At 38.5% G+C, this 18,907-nt stretch carries 18 protein-coding genes and 2 pseudogenes; 12 read left to right on the top strand and 8 right to left on the bottom strand.

Going from position 1 to position 18,907, the window contains the following annotated elements; translation table 11 throughout:
* The first annotated feature begins 182 nt into the window (after positions 1-182).
* The gene (locus ACT29H_RS06015; protein WP_444820700.1) at positions 183-584 is read left to right on the top strand and encodes a hypothetical protein; all 402 of its coding nucleotides are present in this window, start codon (positions 183-185) and stop codon (positions 582-584) included.
* A 923-nt stretch (positions 585-1,507) separates the two neighbouring features.
* Here ACT29H_RS06015 and ACT29H_RS06010 read toward each other — a convergent pair.
* Positions 1,508-1,991: pseudogene (locus ACT29H_RS06010) on the bottom strand (IS4 family transposase); the annotation flags it as partial.
* 326 nt (positions 1,992-2,317) lie between these two features.
* On the opposite strand from ACT29H_RS06010, the gene ACT29H_RS06005 reads away from it, so the two are divergent.
* The 4 genes from ACT29H_RS06005 (at position 2,318) to ACT29H_RS05990 (ending at position 3,406) form a co-directional block, all read left to right on the top strand.
* Complete coding sequence (locus ACT29H_RS06005) at positions 2,318-2,488, top strand: hypothetical protein (protein WP_444820699.1); 171 nt, start codon at positions 2,318-2,320, stop codon at positions 2,486-2,488.
* 297 nt (positions 2,489-2,785) lie between these two features.
* A complete protein-coding gene (locus ACT29H_RS06000) occupies positions 2,786-2,983 on the top strand; it encodes a helix-turn-helix domain-containing protein (RefSeq protein WP_444820698.1) in 198 nt (65 codons plus the stop codon).
* A 6-nt stretch (positions 2,984-2,989) separates the two neighbouring features.
* Positions 2,990-3,208: a hypothetical protein gene (locus ACT29H_RS05995; RefSeq protein WP_444820697.1), complete on the top strand. Its 219-nt coding sequence runs from the start codon at positions 2,990-2,992 to the stop codon at positions 3,206-3,208.
* A gap of 18 nt (positions 3,209-3,226) precedes the next feature.
* Positions 3,227-3,406 (top strand): ATP-binding protein, encoded by a 180-nt coding sequence (locus tag ACT29H_RS05990; RefSeq protein WP_444820696.1) that lies wholly within the window; start codon positions 3,227-3,229, stop codon positions 3,404-3,406.
* Between the two features lie 5 nt (positions 3,407-3,411).
* Here the strand turns inward: ACT29H_RS05990 and ACT29H_RS05985 are convergent, their stop codons facing one another.
* Positions 3,412-3,768, bottom strand: a complete 357-nt coding sequence (locus tag ACT29H_RS05985) for a helix-turn-helix domain-containing protein (RefSeq protein WP_444820695.1) — start codon at positions 3,766-3,768, stop codon at positions 3,412-3,414.
* 171 nt (positions 3,769-3,939) lie between these two features.
* Here ACT29H_RS05985 and ACT29H_RS05980 point away from each other — a divergent pair, with 171 nt between their 5' ends.
* Entirely contained in the window at positions 3,940-4,146 is a 207-nt protein-coding gene (locus tag ACT29H_RS05980) for a type II toxin-antitoxin system RelE/ParE family toxin (protein ID WP_444820705.1), read from the top strand.
* A gap of 46 nt (positions 4,147-4,192) precedes the next feature.
* Here ACT29H_RS05980 and ACT29H_RS05975 read toward each other — a convergent pair whose 3' ends face one another.
* The 4 genes and pseudogenes from ACT29H_RS05975 to ACT29H_RS05960 form a co-directional block, all read right to left on the bottom strand.
* Positions 4,193-4,579 carry a hypothetical protein gene (locus ACT29H_RS05975; RefSeq protein ID WP_444820694.1) on the bottom strand — a complete coding sequence of 129 codons (387 nt, stop codon included), beginning with the start codon at positions 4,577-4,579 and terminating at the stop codon, positions 4,193-4,195.
* Between the two features lies 1 nt (position 4,580).
* Positions 4,581-5,336, bottom strand: coding sequence for a hypothetical protein (locus ACT29H_RS05970; protein ID WP_444820693.1), 756 nt, complete (start codon positions 5,334-5,336; stop codon positions 4,581-4,583).
* A gap of 15 nt (positions 5,337-5,351) precedes the next feature.
* A complete protein-coding gene (locus ACT29H_RS05965; protein ID WP_444820692.1) occupies positions 5,352-5,780 on the bottom strand; it encodes an RHS repeat-associated core domain-containing protein in 429 nt (142 codons plus the stop codon).
* Between the two features lie 521 nt (positions 5,781-6,301).
* Positions 6,302-7,387 (bottom strand): annotated as a pseudogene (locus ACT29H_RS05960) (IS3 family transposase).
* Between the two features lie 334 nt (positions 7,388-7,721).
* Between ACT29H_RS05960 and ACT29H_RS05955 the strand changes: the two are divergent.
* The 4 genes from ACT29H_RS05955 to ACT29H_RS05940 all read left to right on the top strand — a co-directional run bounded on the left by ACT29H_RS05955 (position 7,722) and on the right by ACT29H_RS05940 (position 13,788).
* Positions 7,722-9,035 carry an alpha-L-fucosidase gene (locus ACT29H_RS05955; protein ID WP_444820691.1) on the top strand — a complete coding sequence of 438 codons (1,314 nt, stop codon included), beginning with the start codon at positions 7,722-7,724 and terminating at the stop codon, positions 9,033-9,035.
* 465 nt (positions 9,036-9,500) lie between these two features.
* Positions 9,501-11,369, top strand: coding sequence for an alpha-L-rhamnosidase-related protein (locus tag ACT29H_RS05950; protein WP_444820690.1), 1,869 nt, complete (start codon positions 9,501-9,503; stop codon positions 11,367-11,369).
* Positions 11,370-11,382: 13 nt separating this feature from the next.
* Positions 11,383-12,966, top strand: a complete 1,584-nt coding sequence (locus tag ACT29H_RS05945; RefSeq protein WP_444820689.1) for a sulfatase family protein — start codon at positions 11,383-11,385, stop codon at positions 12,964-12,966.
* A 12-nt stretch (positions 12,967-12,978) separates the two neighbouring features.
* Positions 12,979-13,788 carry a glycoside hydrolase family protein gene (locus ACT29H_RS05940; RefSeq protein WP_444820688.1) on the top strand — a complete coding sequence of 270 codons (810 nt, stop codon included), beginning with the start codon at positions 12,979-12,981 and terminating at the stop codon, positions 13,786-13,788.
* Positions 13,789-13,897: 109 nt separating this feature from the next.
* Here the strand turns inward: ACT29H_RS05940 and ACT29H_RS05935 are convergent, their stop codons facing one another.
* Positions 13,898-15,118, bottom strand: a complete 1,221-nt coding sequence (locus ACT29H_RS05935; RefSeq protein WP_444820687.1) for a 6-phosphofructokinase — start codon at positions 15,116-15,118, stop codon at positions 13,898-13,900.
* Between the two features lie 514 nt (positions 15,119-15,632).
* Between ACT29H_RS05935 and ACT29H_RS05930 the strand changes: the two genes are divergently transcribed.
* Positions 15,633-17,276 (top strand): diphosphate--fructose-6-phosphate 1-phosphotransferase, encoded by a 1,644-nt coding sequence (locus ACT29H_RS05930; protein ID WP_444820686.1) that lies wholly within the window; start codon positions 15,633-15,635, stop codon positions 17,274-17,276.
* Between the two features lie 325 nt (positions 17,277-17,601).
* Positions 17,602-18,000: an RrF2 family transcriptional regulator gene (locus tag ACT29H_RS05925; RefSeq protein WP_444820685.1), complete on the top strand. Its 399-nt coding sequence runs from the start codon at positions 17,602-17,604 to the stop codon at positions 17,998-18,000.
* On the opposite strand, the gene ACT29H_RS05920 is transcribed toward ACT29H_RS05925, so the two are convergent.
* Complete coding sequence (locus tag ACT29H_RS05920) at positions 17,991-18,713, bottom strand: 16S rRNA (uracil(1498)-N(3))-methyltransferase (protein WP_444820684.1); 723 nt, start codon at positions 18,711-18,713, stop codon at positions 17,991-17,993. The genes ACT29H_RS05925 and ACT29H_RS05920 overlap by 10 nt on opposite strands.
* Between the last annotated feature and the right edge of the window lie 194 nt (positions 18,714-18,907).

Below are 18,907 nucleotides of genomic sequence, written 5' to 3'. Positions count from 1 at the left end.
GCTTCGTGCCTCAGCCGCCCTTGACAGAACCTGAAAACTACCCAAATGAGCTTTTAAGAATTGGTTGAAAGAAAAAACATGAGTAATTTTGAGTTACGAAAATTCTACCGGACAGAGTTAAATTTAAATTCCCTATGCCCCTATGATAAAATTTTTAATTTAGGTAAAAAATACTGTCAGGAATGAAAACATGTTTTATTATATCTATTACTGTGTTTGTTTTAGTTTCTTGCAATTACACTCATGAAACAAGCCCATTAGTTGGTGAGTGGTCGTTTGTTGAAGGTTTTTCCAATGGCAAACCAAATTTTGTTAATGAAGAATATAGAACTAAAGTTTTTAATTCAGATGGGACGTTTTATATCTCTAATAGTGAGAATGCCCATGAAAATATAGATATTAAAGGAAAGTTTGAGACAATTGATGATACCCGTTTTAAAGAAATATTGGATTCATCAACATCAGTCATTTATGCGTATGAGATTAAAAATGACACATTAACATTTGAAGGAGAAATTAAAATTCCAATGAAAAATGGAAATCATAGATATGTATTAGTCAAAGAAAAGTGGGTAAGGAGATGATTGAGGATGTAGCTAACCCGGTAAAGAAGTAAGATAGGAATTGATATCATTTATTTGGTTATAATTTTCATGATGCAGGATACTCAAAAAAAATCAACAGAAACTATGGAGGAATCACTGAAAACAGGATTCTTTATAGATAAAAATGATCTCAAAGAACAAAGTTTTTCAGTGTTAAAAAGAAGGCTTAGGCATAAAATGTTAAGCTACTTTCTGCCAGTGTTAGCTGGCTTCACAGCACTATTCATATTAAAAGAAAAAAACAACTATGATTATGTCCTGTTTTTTCTTCTTTTAATTTATAGTACTATTCTGTATTATTTAATCTATAAAAATAACCTGTTAAAATTGAAACTATATTTTTTTTCAAAGGATAAAAGATAGCATTAGGAGGTTTTTATAAATATAAGTGGGAATGTAAATTTAACTCTGTCCGGTATAGTTTTTCCATTGACTTCCTTCAGATTCCACCTCGCGATGGACCCCCTTGTCTTTAACTAATGGTTGCGATTATGAACCCCATGGCGGACTTTCACCACCTAGTTATTTACCATGCACGGCACACAACAAAAAAGCCCGGACTTGTCGGGCATTGTCAACAATAGTAATAATATAGTGTTTTTATCATGGTTTGTAATTTTGGTCAGAGCTGTCCTAAACGTTTTCCCAATTAGTTAATAGGAATTGAAACATCAGGGTTTTGAACAGATTTTTCTCTTTTTAAAAAATATCCCCACAATCAAACAATTTTCCTTGCACATAGTGTATTGGACCAGTTTCTGGTGGTTGTTCAAACGGATTGTCGAGCAATCGCTTCAGGTCAAATTTCACCAGAAGGTTAATCCTAAGGAATGCCAACAGGTTCGATAGGCACCATCCGTATTTTGCACAAGCTTTCATGTACTTTAAAATCAGTAGGGTTATCATTGCTGACCAAATCTGTATTAATACTGCTTTCGGCGAGGTTCCCAGGAATGATTTGATTTTCAGGAGCTGTTTTATGTCTTTGAAAAACTGTTCAATATCCCATCGGGCTTTATAAAGCTCGGCGATGGTGTTTGCTGTCCAACAAAATGGGTTGCTAATAAGTTCTATTGTTTGCTGGTTTACTTCGTCCCAAACAAATGCCCTACGAATTTTTTTCGGGTATTTGGCTTTTGCTTTTTCTTCTGAAAGCTCTATATACTCATCAACCGGAATGTGCTGGTGCCTGTCATCGGGCAGTTCTTTTTCGTTGAGCCTGTTGAATTTGACCGATTTTTTGAGCCGTACCACAAAAAAACTTTTGCCGGTAAGCCAACGGTAAAAGTTTTCAAAATCGACGTAAGCACGGTCGGCTACTATCACACTGTCAGGGGCATGACAATGTGAGATTGTCTCAATAGAGAATGTATAAATCCCTGTCATGCGAGTCCCATTAGCCCAATGAATTAGATAAATTTTATACGAATGAAACAATTATTGGCCTGATGAAAACGATCCTAAAACTCTTCGCTTGATTGAACATTCCCTTCCTTTCAGAGGAAATATCAAATTAATATATTGCACTCTTAAATGGACGGTACAATACACTTTATTAGTTGTTTAATACAATATTTATTACAACTTCGATTACCCCCCTCCCCCTTTTTCGGCTTAGGGCCTCCACGTTTTATCCCCAATTAAGTGTTGGGATAAGGTTATACCAGGTGTTGGGATAAGCTTATACCGGATGTTGGGAAAGGTTATACCAGATGTTGGGAAAGGTTATACCGGATGTTGGGAAAGGTTATACCGGATATCGGTACAATAAAAACCTTAGGCAACCTTTGTCGATCCACACCGACAGGGGTTGCCAATATCCCCGGAAGGGGCTTCAAATATTCTTGAAAGCGGCTTCTGAAACCCTTGAAAGCCGCTTCTGAAAACCTTGAAAGCGGCTTCTGAAAACCTTGAAAGCCGCTTCAAAACTTCATAGAAGCGGCTTTCAAAGTTCTTGCTTAAGGATTGAAAGCATTTCGCATAAGTTATCTCGATACTGTTTAAAAAAGCGTGTCTGGACTGAAATGAAAAAAAGCTCTCTCAAGTGGATAATCCGGAGCATGTTGCCCCCCTTTTGAAGGGATTTCACCTTTTTCCGGAGCATGTTGACCCCCTATCGCTATTCATTCATTGAATTTTGGTTCTTTAGTGATCAAAGAGGTGATCACTAAAAAGCAAAGATGATGGCAGGAAAACCAAAATCAATGAGTCAGATAAAACAGTTATTACATTTACATCAGCAAGGTAAAGGCAAAAAACAGATAGCTCGTATTCTGGGCATAAGCAAGAATACGGTCAAGTCTTACCTTCAAAAAATAGAAGATAGCAGTCTTCATATACCGGATCTTTTAAAGCTGGAAGGTCCTGTTTTGGAATAAAAATTTTTGGCTGATGAGAAACACCTGTTAAAACCACTTCCGGATACCGTATATGAGATTAAGTATTATAAGCAGTATAAGGTCGCATCAAACAACCATATCTGTCTGTTTAAAGACAGACATTATTATAGCGTTCCCTATACCTGTATTGGCAAATTCTTCTCAAAACCAGCTAAAACAGAGTTATTGATTATCGATGACTTTGGGCTTACCTATCTGGACTAGCAACAACGCATGGATTTAATGGAAATGAAAGAAGACCGGCATGGCCAAAACGCCCTAATTATTGCCAGTCAGCTACCCGTAACAAACTGGTACGATCTCATCGGAGAAGAAACTATTGCCGATGCCATTTTTGATCGATTAGTCCATACTTCTCATCGAATAGAATTAAAGGGTGATCGTTTAAGAAAAAAACGGTAATATTGTCAGTCCATCAATCTCTTTGAACCTATCAGTGAATAGGGGGGCAATATCACCGGAATGGGGGGGGCAGTATTACCAGAATATCCACGTTGCGCGTTCATCTTTTCAAAGCAGCGCATTAGCTCATCATAACGGGCATTTTTGATGGAGGTATGGATTGGAATAAACTTGAGTAATTCACTATTATCCAATGAAACAAGTTCTTCTTTGCTGTATTTACAGGAATTAAATAGATGAACGTAATTGTTGATGGTATTCCTGTGAATACCCAATATTTCTCCTATTTTTCGATTGATTATGCCATCTAAATATAATGTCAATATCTGTTTTAAATCCATAAGATCAAGTTTATCGGCCATATCTCTTTTTTTTAGCGATATAGCTGTTTTTTCCTGATCTCTCAAACTGGCACAAGTCGAACCGAAAGCTTTTTTTGCTTATGCGCTATGACTGGCACGTTTTAAACCGAAATGTCTGGCACAAGAACTCCGAAATCGGTGGCACATTTTGAACCGTTTTAGCCATCCGGCATTAACCTTTGTCATGGCATTCACAAAACACGCATGGCCATTGCCTCTAAAGGAAAAGGCAAGTCTGGCGGCGCAAGGGTTATCACTTACCTTGTAACCGAAGATAACGAGGTTTACCTCGTGTATATCTACGACAAAAGCCAACTCGAAAACATTTCCAAAGAACAGATTATTGAACTGCTCAAAAAAGCAGCGCGTATAAAGTAAAAAGCCCCGGAACTTCCGAGACTTTTTACTATGGATTTTTGTTAATTCACAACTCATCGACAAGCACAATGTATGCATCATCGCAAGTATTAGTAAGTTTAAACTCTCTACTATTTTTAGGATGATACTCCTCAGTTATGGGTATTTTGAATCCCATCACAGCCCACTTTGCTGTTTTATCATAAGAGAAAATTGTAGTCCGATAATGATATTTAAAGTAGTGATAATCACTATCTGTACCCATATAGCAAACTTTGTCTTTCTTTGGAATATTATTCTTCAAATCTTTAATACTAACAAGACAATATGTTTCTTCATTTTCAACTCTTATTCTATCACAGTTTTTTAAATACGAAACGACTTTACTTCCACAGCATGAGTTAAATAGCATAAACAACAACACTATAATTGAGGGGTTTTTAATTTCTTTCATTTTAATATTCAGTCATATAAGGTGATAAAAAGGCATATCTTCTTGCTAACATCTGCATTTGTAATAAAGACGGATGACGCAGAAACGGTATATTTAACACACCTGCTTTCAATAGACCATTCGAAGCAGATGTAACACAATTCGTACTTAAAGCCTTGTAGCGAAAACTCTTAAGACTTGTATTAACATATTCATGGATTTTATCTAATCGTACATTTGTAATACGAATCTTTGAAACTGTAATATCGACATCATTTGAATGAGTTGGCCAAGTATTTTTCCCTGGGGCATCCCAAAAACTATCTCCCCTAACCGCACGATCCCAATCTGGCCCTACTGATATTAGATTTTCACTAACCCCATCTTCATTGGGTAATGTTCTTAATTCCGCATGTCCAATAGGATCATTCTTTGTTATTAAATCAGCCTCGCCAGCTTTATCTCCATAAGCCCCCATTATAGCACCATAAACATCACTGGCATTTGCAAAAGTACCTAATCCATATCCTATTTTTTCCATAGTTGATAAGTCCTTCCAATCAAATATCGATCTAAACTCACCTGTCTCAAAATTAAACGAGCCAAACCCAAAACTGATACTTGGTGACATCTGCCCTCCACTTAACGCTATCATCCACATGGAGTTAAATGAGGAACTCACCATTATAGCACTCGTATTGGCCATAAAGCCACCCCCGGCAGCTATTGTCCCTCCTAAATAGCCAGAAAAACCACCTATTGCAGCGCCTCCCAACATGTAACCAACCATGCCCTAACCTGAGGCTCCGTTAGCTTCCCCAATTTTGTACCCAGTATAAGCTCCTACTCCTGTACCAACAGCAATTCCTATTTTTACCATTAACGGCAATGCAGCCCAGAAAAATTCACCTGAAGGGTCAGTATAAATCAATGGATTATTCAAGCAATACCCATACCGATTATAGTTCAACCAATACCCCGGCACCTGTAATTGCGGATCGGGACTCAGGAAACGCGCTATCTGCGGGTCATAAACACGCCCGTTCATGTTGATGAGAACAAAATCATCCAAATGCTCGTGTAGGGTATAGCCCCGGCCGGTGATGTGACTCACCGGAGTGGTGATGAGACTGGTCCAGTCATCCGGATCACGCCTGTTTCCCCACGGATCAAATGCCTGGCGTTCCACAACGTTGCCGTCTTGGTCTGTCAAAGCTGTCAATGAGCCCAGGTAATCGGTGTAAGCATAGTAGAGTCGGGCATGGTCGTTTTCCTCTACAAATATTGCTGCCAGACCGTTACCACCACTAAGGTAATGAATTTTACGTGTTTTCCCATCGGCGGTTTGTTCTTCTTCGTAGTCGCCGAAGTAGTAGCGGGTGAGGGTGGGTCGTTGTTGGTTTTAAAACTTGTTTTGCATTCTCATTCCACCGGTTGTGCCTGATGTGATTCGTGTTCCTCGGGGTGTAAACTTACCCTTTATAGGACAGCTCTAAAATAGACATTTTTCTTTTTTTGAAACCAAAATTCTAAATGCATATTCAGTGAGCAAGGTGGTTCTGTCAAGGGCGGCTGAGGCACGAAGCCGTTTATAGACCCTTGACAGGTTCAGGTTGCGAACTTCCTTTGCTATTTAGTGTTTGGTTGTTTTTCATTCGAATAAAAATTACCAACACTATGGTCGAATGGAACTCGCATGACCTAATCTTTATACATAATTTTTGTTGTGGGAAACCTACTTGGTCATGCTCGTTTCATCTTTTTTAAATATGCTATTGGACTTATGCCACCTAGTGACTTGTGAGGATGAGATTCATTGTAATCATCCATCCACTCCCAGGCTAATTCCCTGACTTGATGTAAATCACTAAACAGGTAAGCATCCAAAATATCTTCTCTGAATAAACGGTTAAATCTTTCTATGTAGGCATTCTGCGCTGGACTGCCGGGTTGTATATACTTCAATTCAATTTCATGCTTTTGTGCCCAATGTTTAAGGGCTTTTGATATAAATTCAGGACCATTGTCTACTCGTATTTTTTTAGGCTTCCCTCGACTATATATAACCTCATTTAATATTTGTTTTACACGCTCGCCAGGCATTGAAAAATCAACCTCTATGGCCAAGGCTTCTCGATTATAATCATCGATAACGTTCAATACCCGAAATTTTCGTCCAAAAACCAAACTGTCGCTTATAAAATCCATTGACCAGGTATTATTTATCTCTTGTGGCTGGCTTAACGATTCTTAATCGCGAGCCGGCAATCTTCGTTTTCGCTTTCGTCTTAGATTTAAATTCATTAATCGATAGACTCTTAATATCCGTTTGCGATTCCACTTCAGACCTTCATTTCGAATACGGCCATAATATTCATCAAATCCTCTGGTGGGATATTTTTCACTCAGTTCATTGAGCTTATCAATTACTTCCCCATCATCTCGTTGGCTTTCATAGTATCATATCAAGCGATGCAGACTCGTTAATCGGCATGCCCTGCCAATGCTGATGTTATAAGTTCTCTGTAAGTATTCAGCTCGTGCTTTCTTCTGGCAGGGCTTTAAAACTTTTTTCCCAATAAATCTTTTAACATCTTATTATCCAGACTCGCCTCAGCATAAATTTGTTTTAGCTTCCGATTTTCTTCTTCCAATTCTTTTAATCGTTTAAGCTGTGAGACTTCCATCCCGGAATATTTCTTGCGCCAATTATAAAAGGTAGCTCGGGATATCCCATGTTCACGACATAAAACTTTGGGCATCAATACCACTTTCATACTCCTTAAGAATCTTTACAATTTGACTCTCTGTAAATCTGGACTTTTTCATAACTGTTTTTTGACTGCTTAAAATTAATATTTTGTCTAATTTTAAGCGGTCCGATTTCTGGGGAAGGTTACATATAGATTTTGGATAACTCATGAAGAAATTGTAAATGGAGGTATTCTTGAGGTCGAAATGGGACCTGAACCTGTTGCATTTTCCATCAAATAGAAATTTTGAAATTTTTATGGATACAAAGACAGTAAATTTATAACTCTTTCTGGATAGGAAGAAAATAATTGGGGGATGCTTTATGGAAAATTCCTTAGCAATATAGTATTGGAATTCAATGATTTTTTGATTGTGTAAAATTTTAAAAAACAAATAAACTTAAAAAAACATGAAGAAGTTCGTTTTGATCATTTTTATAGGTTTGCTTTTTTTGAGCGCAGAAGCTCAACAATATTCTTTTGAAGTACCGGATTATAACCCATCGCAGGAAAATCTCCAAGCCCGTGAACAATTTCGAGATATGCGCTTCGGATTGTTTGTACACTGGGGAATATATAGTGTTTTGGGGGATGGTGAGTGGGTTATGCATAATCAACATATTTCCTATGATAAATACAAGCGATTGGCAGACTTTTTTTATCCATATGACTTCGATGCTAAAAAATGGGTACAGATTGTAAAAGCTGCCGGAATGAAATATATTACCATTACGACAAGGCATCATGATGGGTTCAGTATGTTTGATACAGAAGCTTCTGAATACAATATTGTGGATGCTACTCCCTATGGAAAAGATCCATTGAAAGAGTTAGCTGAAGAGTGTAAGAAAGAAGGAATAAAGCTTAACTTTTATTATTCTTTGTTGGATTGGGGACGAGAAGATTATGGTTTTGGAAAAAAGATAGTGAATGGAGCTCCGGTAGATACAGATTGGAATAACTATATTGAGTTTATGAAAGCTCAATTGACAGAATTATTGACCAACTATGGTGAAATTGGTTGCATTTGGTTCGATGGCCACTGGGAACGGAAGAATGCAAATTGGCATTACGATGAAATTTATGGCCTGATTCACGAAATAAGTCCCTCTACCCTCATAGTAAATAATCACCATATGCAACCCCTTCCGGGGGAGGACATTCAGGCCTTTGAACGTGATTTACCCGGTGAAAATACGGCCGGATTTAGTCATGGTGTAAAGGTAAGTGATTTACCGCTTGAAACTTGTGCAACTATCGGTAAGTCATGGGGGTTTAATTTAAATGAGAAAAGAATAAAGAGTAAAAAAGAAATCATTCATTTACTAGTGAAAGCTGCAGGGAAGGATGCAAATCTTTTACTTAATGTAGGCCCGATGCCCAATGGTGAAATTCAACCTGAATTTGTGAAAGTACTTAACGAAGTGGGTGAGTGGATTTCTAAATACGGGGAAACCATTTATGAGACACGAGGTAAAGTGATTGATTCTCAGGACTGGGGAACCATAACACAAAGAGATAACCAATTGTTTGTGCATATTTTGAAACCGGACGGAAAGCCGTATCTTTTTATCCCAGATTTGAAACTAAAGGTTGCGTCTGCAAAAAACTTTGAAAATGGTGCAAAATTAAAGTTTAAACAACAGGCTGAAGGTGTGTTTATTTATACCAAAGGACTGCCTGAGAATGATGTCGACCAAATTATCATATTAAAGGTGAAATAGAGGTTTCAATAAGGTTGGTGGTGCCGTTTCAGCATATGTGCTATATTGCAACTTTCAGCTGTTTTGGAACTAAAATGATGGAACATAGTGTCTTTTATTTGTTTCTTTAAAATTAAAGGATGAAACGAGCATGACCAACTAAGCTTGACACAACAAGAACATGTATAAAAAGACAGAGGCAGAAGTGTTTAGGCAGAAGGGAAATTTATCAATTTCATGTTTTGCGGGAAGGATGGTTTTCTAATTCAGCTGAGCTCATTCCAAGCCTTTAGGCTTCGACATGAGGTCAGTCGAATGGTATTAAGGGGTGGATGTTGGACATAATAAGCTTTAAACTAATTACATAAATTTATTTTGTACGGATGAAACGGGCATGACAATGTGAGATTGTCACAACAAGAATATGTATAAATTGAAGGTCATGCGAGTTCCATCAGACCAATGGATTAATCAATTTTTATACTGATGAAATACCATTTCTTTTTAGAGGGAAAAATAAAGTCTCTTGTTTTATTGATGTGTTTGGCAGTTATTAATGCCAATTCTCAATATCATTCTTCGGTTCCGGACTCTCTGTTCGAAGTCCATTTTAACTCGCCTAAAAAGGTGGTTGAACTTGGAAAGGGGCGCTATCTGCTGGTATTTGATAAGGCTTTTTTCGGCACTTTGGTTGTTTCTTCATCTCAACCTCAGGAGTCTGCCATTGTATTTCATTTGGGTGAAAAACTCAACAGTGATGGCCATGTGGATGAAAAACCAGGAGGTACTGTTCGTTACCAAAAAGTAGAGCTGGAAAAGCTGAACTCGGGCAAGACCCTTATTGAGCTAACACCCGATAAACGAAATAGAGGTCCTAATGCCATTCTGCCACCCGATACATTTGGAATCGTAATGCCTTTTCGATATGTCGAAATTGAAAATCTTAAAGTTCCCATTGAAGAAATTAAGTTTTATCAAAAGGCTTTTCATTATAGGTTTAATGATGATGCAAGTTCTTTTTCTTCATCGGATTCTGTCCTTAATTCCATTTGGGATTTATGCAAGCATACAATAAAGGCTACCAGTTTTGTGGGGTATTATATTGATGGAGACAGAGAAAGGATCCCTTATGAGGCAGATGCATATATTAATCAGTTGAGCCATTTCTGCTTAGATAGCGATTATTCAATTGCGAGACGCACCAACTTGTATTTTATTGACCATCCCACATGGCCCACCGAATGGTTGCTTCATACTGTAATGTTGTATTATCAATATTACCTCTATTCAGGTGATCTTGATTTGTTACGTGACAATTATGAAATGTTGAAGGAAAGAACCTTAATGGAGCTTGAAGGAGAAGATGGATTGATTAGTTCATATTCAGAAAAGCTTACCCCTGAGATGAAGAAAAAATTGGGGTTTGAAAATCCAAATACCAAGGTGAGAGATATTGTTGATTGGCCACCCGCTCAGAAGGATACCGGTTGGAAACTTGCAACCGAGCAGGGCGAGCGGGATGGTTATGAAATGATGCCTGTCAATACTGTTGTGAATGCTTTTTATTACCACAATCTGGTATTGATGTCCAAAATTGCGGGCTTATTGGGGTATGAGAAAGATGTTAGATTATTTAAGCAGCGCGCACGAAGAACAAAAAAATCAATCAATCAAAAATTGTTTGATAAAAACAGAGGAGTTTATGTTGATGGAGAGAGTTCTTCCCATGCATCACTTCATGCCAATATGTTCCCGCTTGCTTTTGATTTGGTAGCCGAAAAGTACAAAAAATCTGTTATATCACATGTGAAGTCGCGGGGAATGGCATGTAGTGTTTATGGTGCACAATACTTACTGGAAGGATTGCTGAAACATGGGGAGCAAGAGTATGCATTAGATTTAATTACTGATACTTCACACGATCGGACTTGGTGGAATATGTTGAATATTGGTTCAACAATGACATTAGAAGCATGGGATATGAAATATAAACCCAACGCTGATTGGAATCATGCTTGGGGAACAGCTCCTTTAAATATTATTACCCGCTATTTATGGGGAATCCAACCTGTTACTGCCGGATTTGAAAATTTCCAAATAAGCCCTCAGCTTGAAGGCTTGAATAATTCTGCCATAAAAGTTCCTTCCCTAAATGGGACTATCCAAGCAGAATATGAATCAAAAGGTCAAAGGGAAAGATATAAAATAACAGTGCCCGATTCAATGAAAGGTCATTTTGTATTTGTTCATAAATACAAAAAAGTGGTATTTAATGGAAGACGGATTTTGAAGCAACGAACCTTGTTAAAACTTAATCCAGGTGAAAATATTGTAGAACTTTATAAAACAAAATGAAAGGAAATTTGAAATGAAAGATGGATTTTTGAGAGATATGTTGTTGTTAATTTTAGTGATTTTGGCCAGTGGTTGTCGCGGTGCTGCTGAACAAGATGAAAGCAGGCCAAATATTGTGTTTGTGATGAGTGATGATCATGGTTATCAGGCTATCAGTGCTTATGGATATGGTATAAATCGCACGCCCAATATTGACCGTCTTGCCAAAGAAGGCGCTATTTTTACCAGGGGCTTTGTTACCAATTCTATTTGTGCTCCAAGTCGAGCGGTGATGCTTACGGGAAAGCATAGTTTTGTGAACGGAAAAGTAGATAACTTGGCACGTTTCGATTGGAACCAAAATAATGTTGCTAAGGAGTTAAAGAAGGCAGGCTATCAAACGGCTTTGATTGGAAAAATTCATTTGGAAGGTGAACCTCAAGGGTTTGATTACTATAATATTTTGCCTGGTCAAGGGGATTATTATAATCCGGATTTTATTGAGAATGGGGTAAAAAAGCAATATCATGGATACTGTACACAAATCACCACTGACATTGCCCTTGATTGGTTGAAAAATAAGCGTGAAAAAGATAAGCCCTTCTTTATAATGTATCACCAAAAGGCTCCTCATCGTACTTGGATGCCTGAACCAAAATATTTTGATCTTTTTGAAGATTCTATATTCTCTATGCCTTCCAATTTTTTTGATGGTTTTGAAAATCGTCAGGCAGCGTCTATACATGAGATGGGGATATGGGAACATATGGATTTGGTTTATGACTTGAAAATGCTTGATGAAGCGGGCGAGTTTCAGACACGATATAGGAAAGCAGGACAAGCATTATACAACCGAATGGATAGTCTTCAACGAGAAGCATGGGATCAATACTATGAGCCAATCATTGAGGATTTTAAGAAGAAAAGGCCTCAAGGAAAAGAATTGGCAAAATGGAAATTTAACCGGTATTTGCAAGATTATTTAGCTACGATACAATCTGTTGATGATGGGGTAGGAGAAGTTCTTCGCTATTTAGAGACTGAAGGTCTTGCAGAGAATACAATAGTGATTTATACATCTGATCAGGGATTTTATCTTGGAGAACATGGTTGGTTTGACAAAAGGTTTATGTATGAAGAATCCTTCCGTACTCCTATTTTGATGCGTTATCCCAAAGAAATAAAGCCTGGAACTGTTGTAGATCAGTTGGTACAGAATTTGGATTTCGCGCCTACTTTTCTTGATTATGCCAACCTGACCATCCCAGATGATATGCAAGGTTTATCGTTTCGGAAATTAGTTCGAGGAGAAGCCAAAGAGCAATGGCGTGATGCCATTTATTATACTTACTATGAGTTTCCCGGAGAACATAATGTCCCACGTCATTATGGTATTCGTACCAAAAGGTATAAATTAATTCATTTCTATTATGCTTTGGATACCTGGGAGTTGTATGATTTGGAAAAAGATTCAATGGAGATGCACAATGTTTATAATAACCCGGAATATGCAAATGTTCAGAAGGAAATGCACCTCAAGTTGGAAGAATTGAGACAGAAATATGGCGACAGTGATGAACTGAACCAGACTTTTATTGAGAGGTCTGTAAAGAAATAATTCCTTGCTCCAATGAACAGACGAACGTTTATAAAGAGATCTATTCTGATTAGCTCAGGCTCAGCCCTGAGCTTTAGTTTATTATCCAATTTTGGGGTACCTAAAGAGCCGGCTTTTATTGATCGTTTGTTACCAGCCTCTCTTCAGGGAGGATTTTATGATTCTGATTACTGGATTTGGGGTTCATCAGTCATAAAAGGGGACGATGGGAAATATCATATGTTTGCCAGTCGATGGTTAAAGAAGTTAGGATTTGGGAAGTGGGTTACTAATTCGGAGATCGTTCACGCGGTAGCTAATTCTCCGGTTGGACCTTATAAAGCTTTGGAAGTGGCTTTGCCATCACGTGGACGGGAGTTCTGGGATGGAATGTGTACGCACAACCCTCGTATTGTTCGGTATAATGATATGTATCTATTGTTTTATTTTGGGAATACGTATGATTTCCCAAAACCAACAATAGAAAACGCAAAAGTTTCAGGGATAAATTGGTCTAAAGCCTGGATGAATAAAAGAATAGGTGTGGCCTTTAGTAAGAGCCTATATGGTCCCTGGCGTCGCTTGGATAAGCCTGTGCTTGAACCGAGACCTGGACATTGGGATGCGACCATAACATCCAATCCGGCCCCTGTCGTGAATGAAAAAACGGGTGAAATTCTTTTGATGTATAAATCTTCTTCCGGGCCAAATGCTCCTCATTTGTTGGGGATGGCTGTGGCAATCAATCCTGAAGGACCATACGCACGTTTAAGTGAAAAACCAATTTTTAGTGACATATCTTTGGGCGATGGAAACATAGATGCTAAAAACTATTCATCATAAATTAGTTGATAATGAATAGTTTTTTTAATTGCTTGATTGCCGAAAAATATTATACTGAGATTCGTAGTGAATCTCAGTATATGAAATTTTGATACAACTTTTATTTTCTTCACATTAGAATATTTGTATCCCTTGTCATAATCAGGATTGGGTCACCCATTAAATTATGGTAGATGGGGCGATAGCGTTTAGTGTCATAAAATTTTTCCACATTTACTTTTTTGATACTTTCTCCCTTTTCATCTTTTTTTACGGCTTCAATAGATACATGGTCATATTTCCCGTTGCGGATACACACCATTTGTCCATGAATTCCCTGGGCTATCAGATCCAGTGCCAAGTTCCCATAGGCTGTTGGGACGATAGAGTCAAGCGCATCGGGCTGCCCTGAACGCACGAGATATCCCAGTTTTTGATTAATAATGTTGATTTCTTTTCCATTATTAAATTTTGGTGATAATTTTTTGAGCTGACTCGCTACTACTTCACCAATTCCTCCCAGCTTTTTGTGGCCAAAGCTGTCGGTTTCATGGCTTTCAAATATTTCTGTTCCACCCTTTATTTTCGCACCTTCTGAGACCAAGACAACGGAATATTTGCTTGGATTGCTGTTTCTGTCTTCCACCATAAGGGCTGCCAGTTGTTCCATGTCGAACGGATGTTCAGGGATGACACAACGGTCGGCGGCCCCGCCCACAGTGGGTAAAAGGGCCGAGAATCCGGCATTACGACCGAAAACCTCGAGAACCAGAAATCGTTCATGCGATCCTGCGCAGGTTCTTAGTTCATGAGTGAGTTCTATGGTTCTGGTAACGCAGGTGCTAAATCCAATACAATATTCCGTCCCGGGAACATCCCCGTCCATGGTTTTGGGAATGGCAATGATTTTTACCCCTTCTTTATGCAAGCGAAATCCATAGCTTAAAGTATCGTCTCCACCAATAGGAATAAGATAGTCTAATCCCAAAAAGGCAATATTTTTCAATGCTTCGGGGGTGAGATCATTAACATCTTCTTTAAATTTCCCTTTTAAGTGATCGGGGAGATCTTTAAGAGGCACTTTATCCGCCTTTGTGCGGCTAGAGTGAAGGAAAGTGCCGCCTGTTCTTCCTATTCGTGAAACAGTAGTTTCGTCGAGTTCCATACAGTATTCCTGTTGTTCCAAAGGTTTTGATGGATCAATGGAAATGATTCCTTTCCAACCGTTTTTAATACCAATAACCCGATATCCTTCTCTGATAGCTCTTAAAGTTGTAGCTCTGATGGCCGGATTAAGGCCTGGAACATCTCCTCCGCCAGTGAGTATTCCTATGGTTTTTTTATTGCTCATGTTGTTTGATTTATGTTCACCTTTATATTTTAACAATAGTCTTCACTATTGTTTTTTGCGATCTCATATTCCAGTGTTCATCCAATTGGTTCCAGAGTAGGCATGGTCGTGTTAGCAAGGTTATCGTTATAAATAATGAAAAGGTTGTTTTATCCGGTGAAAAATTAAAGGATGAAACAATAATGGTTTTCAAGTTAACGAATTCAAAGCGAACTTTCAAGGTGGATTTGTAGCCTGGTATCAAATCCAATGGGTTTTCCTCAAATTGCAAAACCAGTGGTAATAACGTTGTCCCTTAGACATTGAATCGAAAGGTTCAGGAATTGATTTTTCCGAGCAATTGTTAATAAGTCTTTTTTTGGAGCCGATTTTTCCAATTGTGAAAAAATATTTTCAAATTTGCAGCTGGAAAATCAGGATGTTGTGAAGATTGAAGTAAATTTGTGTGTTTGTCATCGATTTGCAAGCTAATTACCCCGTTTTAGTTAAAAAATATCAATAAATCATTTTGAATATGATAAAAAGTGCACTTCAAATTGCAAGGGAAAAGTATATTCCCAAGGTTCCTGCCGCACTGAAAGGCAGTGTGAAAGTTGTTGAAGGGGGAAAAACCCAATCCGTAGCTGATCAGGCTGAAATCGAAAAGATGTTTCCTAACACCTACGGATTACCGGTTTTAACGTTTGAGCCGGACAGTGTAAAAAAGGAGTATCCTGCCATTAAAGTAGGGGTTATTCTTTCCGGTGGTCAGGCGCCCGGTGGTCATAACGTGATATCCGGTTTGTTTGACGGGCTAAAAAGGTTAAACAGCAGCAATCAATTGTATGGTTTTCTTGGAGGTCCCAGCGGACTAACCGACAATGATTATAAAGAATTGACATCTGATATAATAGATTGTTATCGTAATACCGGTGGTTTTGATATAATAGGTTCTGGCCGGACCAAACTGGAAGAAGAATCACAGTTTGATCAAGCATTAGAAAATTGCAAAAAACTAGGGATTAATGCGCTCGTCATCATCGGAGGGGATGATTCCAACACCAATGCTGCGGTATTGGCCGAATATTTCATGGGAAAAGGAGCCGGTATTCAGGTTATAGGTGTACCCAAGACAATTGACGGTGACCTTAAAACCGATATGATCGAAACATCTTTTGGTTTTGATACTGCCTGCAAAGTCTACAGTGAGTTAATTGGTAATATTCAAAGGGATGCAAACTCGGCGAAGAAATATTACCATTTTATAAAATTGATGGGACGATCTGCCTCACATATTGCGCTTGAATGTGCTTTGCAGACTCAGCCTAATGTAGCTATTATTTCAGAAGAAGTTGAGGCCAAAAATATGTCCTTGGAGGATGTGGTTAACCAGATTGTGGATGTTGTAGTAAAACGAGCCGAAAAGGGTGCCAATTTTGGAACGGTATTGATTCCTGAAGGGCTGGTAGAATTTATTCCTGCCATGAAAGCGCTGATTGGCGAGCTAAATGATTTATTGGCTAAATATGAAAATGAAGTAAATGCCTTGGAAAGCAATAAAGAACGTCGTGGGTTTGTGGCAAGCAAACTTTCCGAGGCGTCGGCTCAGGTATTTACCCAACTTCCTAACAGTATTGCCAATCAGTTGATGCTTGATCGTGATCCCCACGGAAACGTTCAGGTTTCAATGATTGAGACTGAAAAACTTTTGATCGATATGGTCAAAGCCAAAGTGAAAGCACTTAAAAAAGAGGGTAAGTTTAAGGGTAAATTTAAAGCACAGGCTCACTTTTTTGGCTATGAAGGACGTTGTGCATCTCCCTCCAATTTTGATGCAGACTACACCTATTCGTTAGGAAATGCTGCCGCTATCCTAATTGCGGAGGGCAAAACCGGATATATGGCTTCGGTACGCAATTTGACAGCTCCGGCCGATGAGTGGACTGCAGGAGGAGTGCCTATTACCAGTTTGATGAATATGGAACGTCGCCATGGTGTTATGAAGCCAGTTATTCAAAAGGCTTTGGTGAAATTGGATGGAGCACCATTCAAAACCTTTGCCAAGAATCGCGACGAGTGGGCGCAAAACACGCTGTATATTTATCCCGGGCCTATCCAGTATTTCGGTCCTTCGGAAGTTTGTGATCTTCCAACCAAAACACTTGCATTAGAGCGCTAAAAGCAAAATAATTCAGGTGAATCATAAACCCGTACCATTGAAAGAAATTTTATCTTTCGGGGTACGGGTTGATTTTTGTTTTTATATACCTTTGTGCATTTATTATTGGAAATTTGTGGGAATGAGATAGGATTTAAGGTTTGCAGATCTTATGGTCGTTTAACTCACGCTTTTCTGGTTCTAATGTCAGGTTTGATGTTTATAGAAAGAAATTTAAATATAAGCCAGATGAGGTGGAATAAAAATTAGTTATAGATAATAAACACAACCAATTAAGAATCCTTTTCCCATTTTTTTACCGTAATTATAAAAGAGAAAGTTTTGTATGGGGAGTATTGTAACACTTACTGAAGCAGCATCGATAGGCTTACATAGTATGGTCATGATAGCCCGTGCCGATGAGATGCTGAATGTAAGTAAGATATCGGAATTGATTGGGAGTTCCCGTCATCATATAGCTAAAGTAATGCAAAGGCTATCAAAGGAGGGGTTGGTATCTTCAAATAGAGGACCATCCGGAGGATTTGTTTTGAAGAAAGAGCCTGGAGAAATCAAGCTTTTGGATATCTATGAAGCCATTGAAGGGCCGTTGAATGTTCAAACCTGTCCTATGAATCGAGATCACTGTCCATTTGGCAAATGCCTGATGGGCGATCTTTCACCCAGCGTGTCGAAGCAGATAAAAGATTATTTGGAAGGACATACCCTACAGGATTATTTGTAAATATTTTCCAAGAGTTTAACCGCCATGCAGGCTGCTATTCCGGCTGTTTCGGTTCGAAGCCTGTTGTTCCCCAGAGAGATGGGGATAAATCCCTTTTTCTGGGCCAATTGCACCTCATCATTCGTAAAGTCACCTTCTGGGCCGATTAGTATTAAAACACTTTGTTCTTTATTTCGATTTGTCAACAGTGATGGTAAATATTTACGTTCTTGAAGATCATCGCAATAGGCAATAAATTTCAGTTGTTCCTGATGAGATGAGGACAAAAAATCTTTTATGTTGGTTAATTCAGTGATCTGTGGGCGCCATAATCTGAGTGATTGTTTGGTGGCAGCAGTGATTACCTTTTCCAATCTGGGTAATCGGATCTGTTTTCTTTCCGATTGTTTGCACAGAATGGGTGTAATTTTATCTACCCCCAGTTCGGTACTTTTTTCCAGAAACCATTCGAACCTGTCGATACTTTTGGTAGGTGCAATAGCAATATGACAGATACTGGAAGGTTTATCTTCAGTTTCGTGACGATTAACCGTCAGCTGACAAGCTTTTGGCGAAGCATCGGTAATGGTGCAGATGAGACGTTCTCCATTGCCTGTAATGACATTTATGACGTCACCTACTTTGTGTCGGAGTACTTTTATGCAATGTTTGGATTCTTCTTCGTTGAGAATTCCTTCGTTTTTGAGAATATCCGGATCGTAGAATATTTGCATGTTGATGATTTATCAGTTGTTTTTTTGATTAGGAGCGGCGTTGGTTGTATTTTTTTAAAATTGCTGCCCAAAGCCATTTTGGAACCAATATTTTTTGAATAGATTTACCAGAGTTGTTCTTCAATGACTTACACCTTTCGTGTCTCCAAGGTCAATCATGATCGTTCAAAAATAATACTTTTATACTAGGGTTC

Origin of the sequence: Thermophagus sp. OGC60D27, from assembly GCF_052400625.1 — a bacterium.
Classification (GTDB): domain Bacteria; phylum Bacteroidota; class Bacteroidia; order Bacteroidales; family Marinilabiliaceae; genus Thermophagus.
The sequence above is the reverse complement of the archived record's forward strand: the minus strand, read 5'-3'. Positions and strand labels throughout refer to the sequence as shown.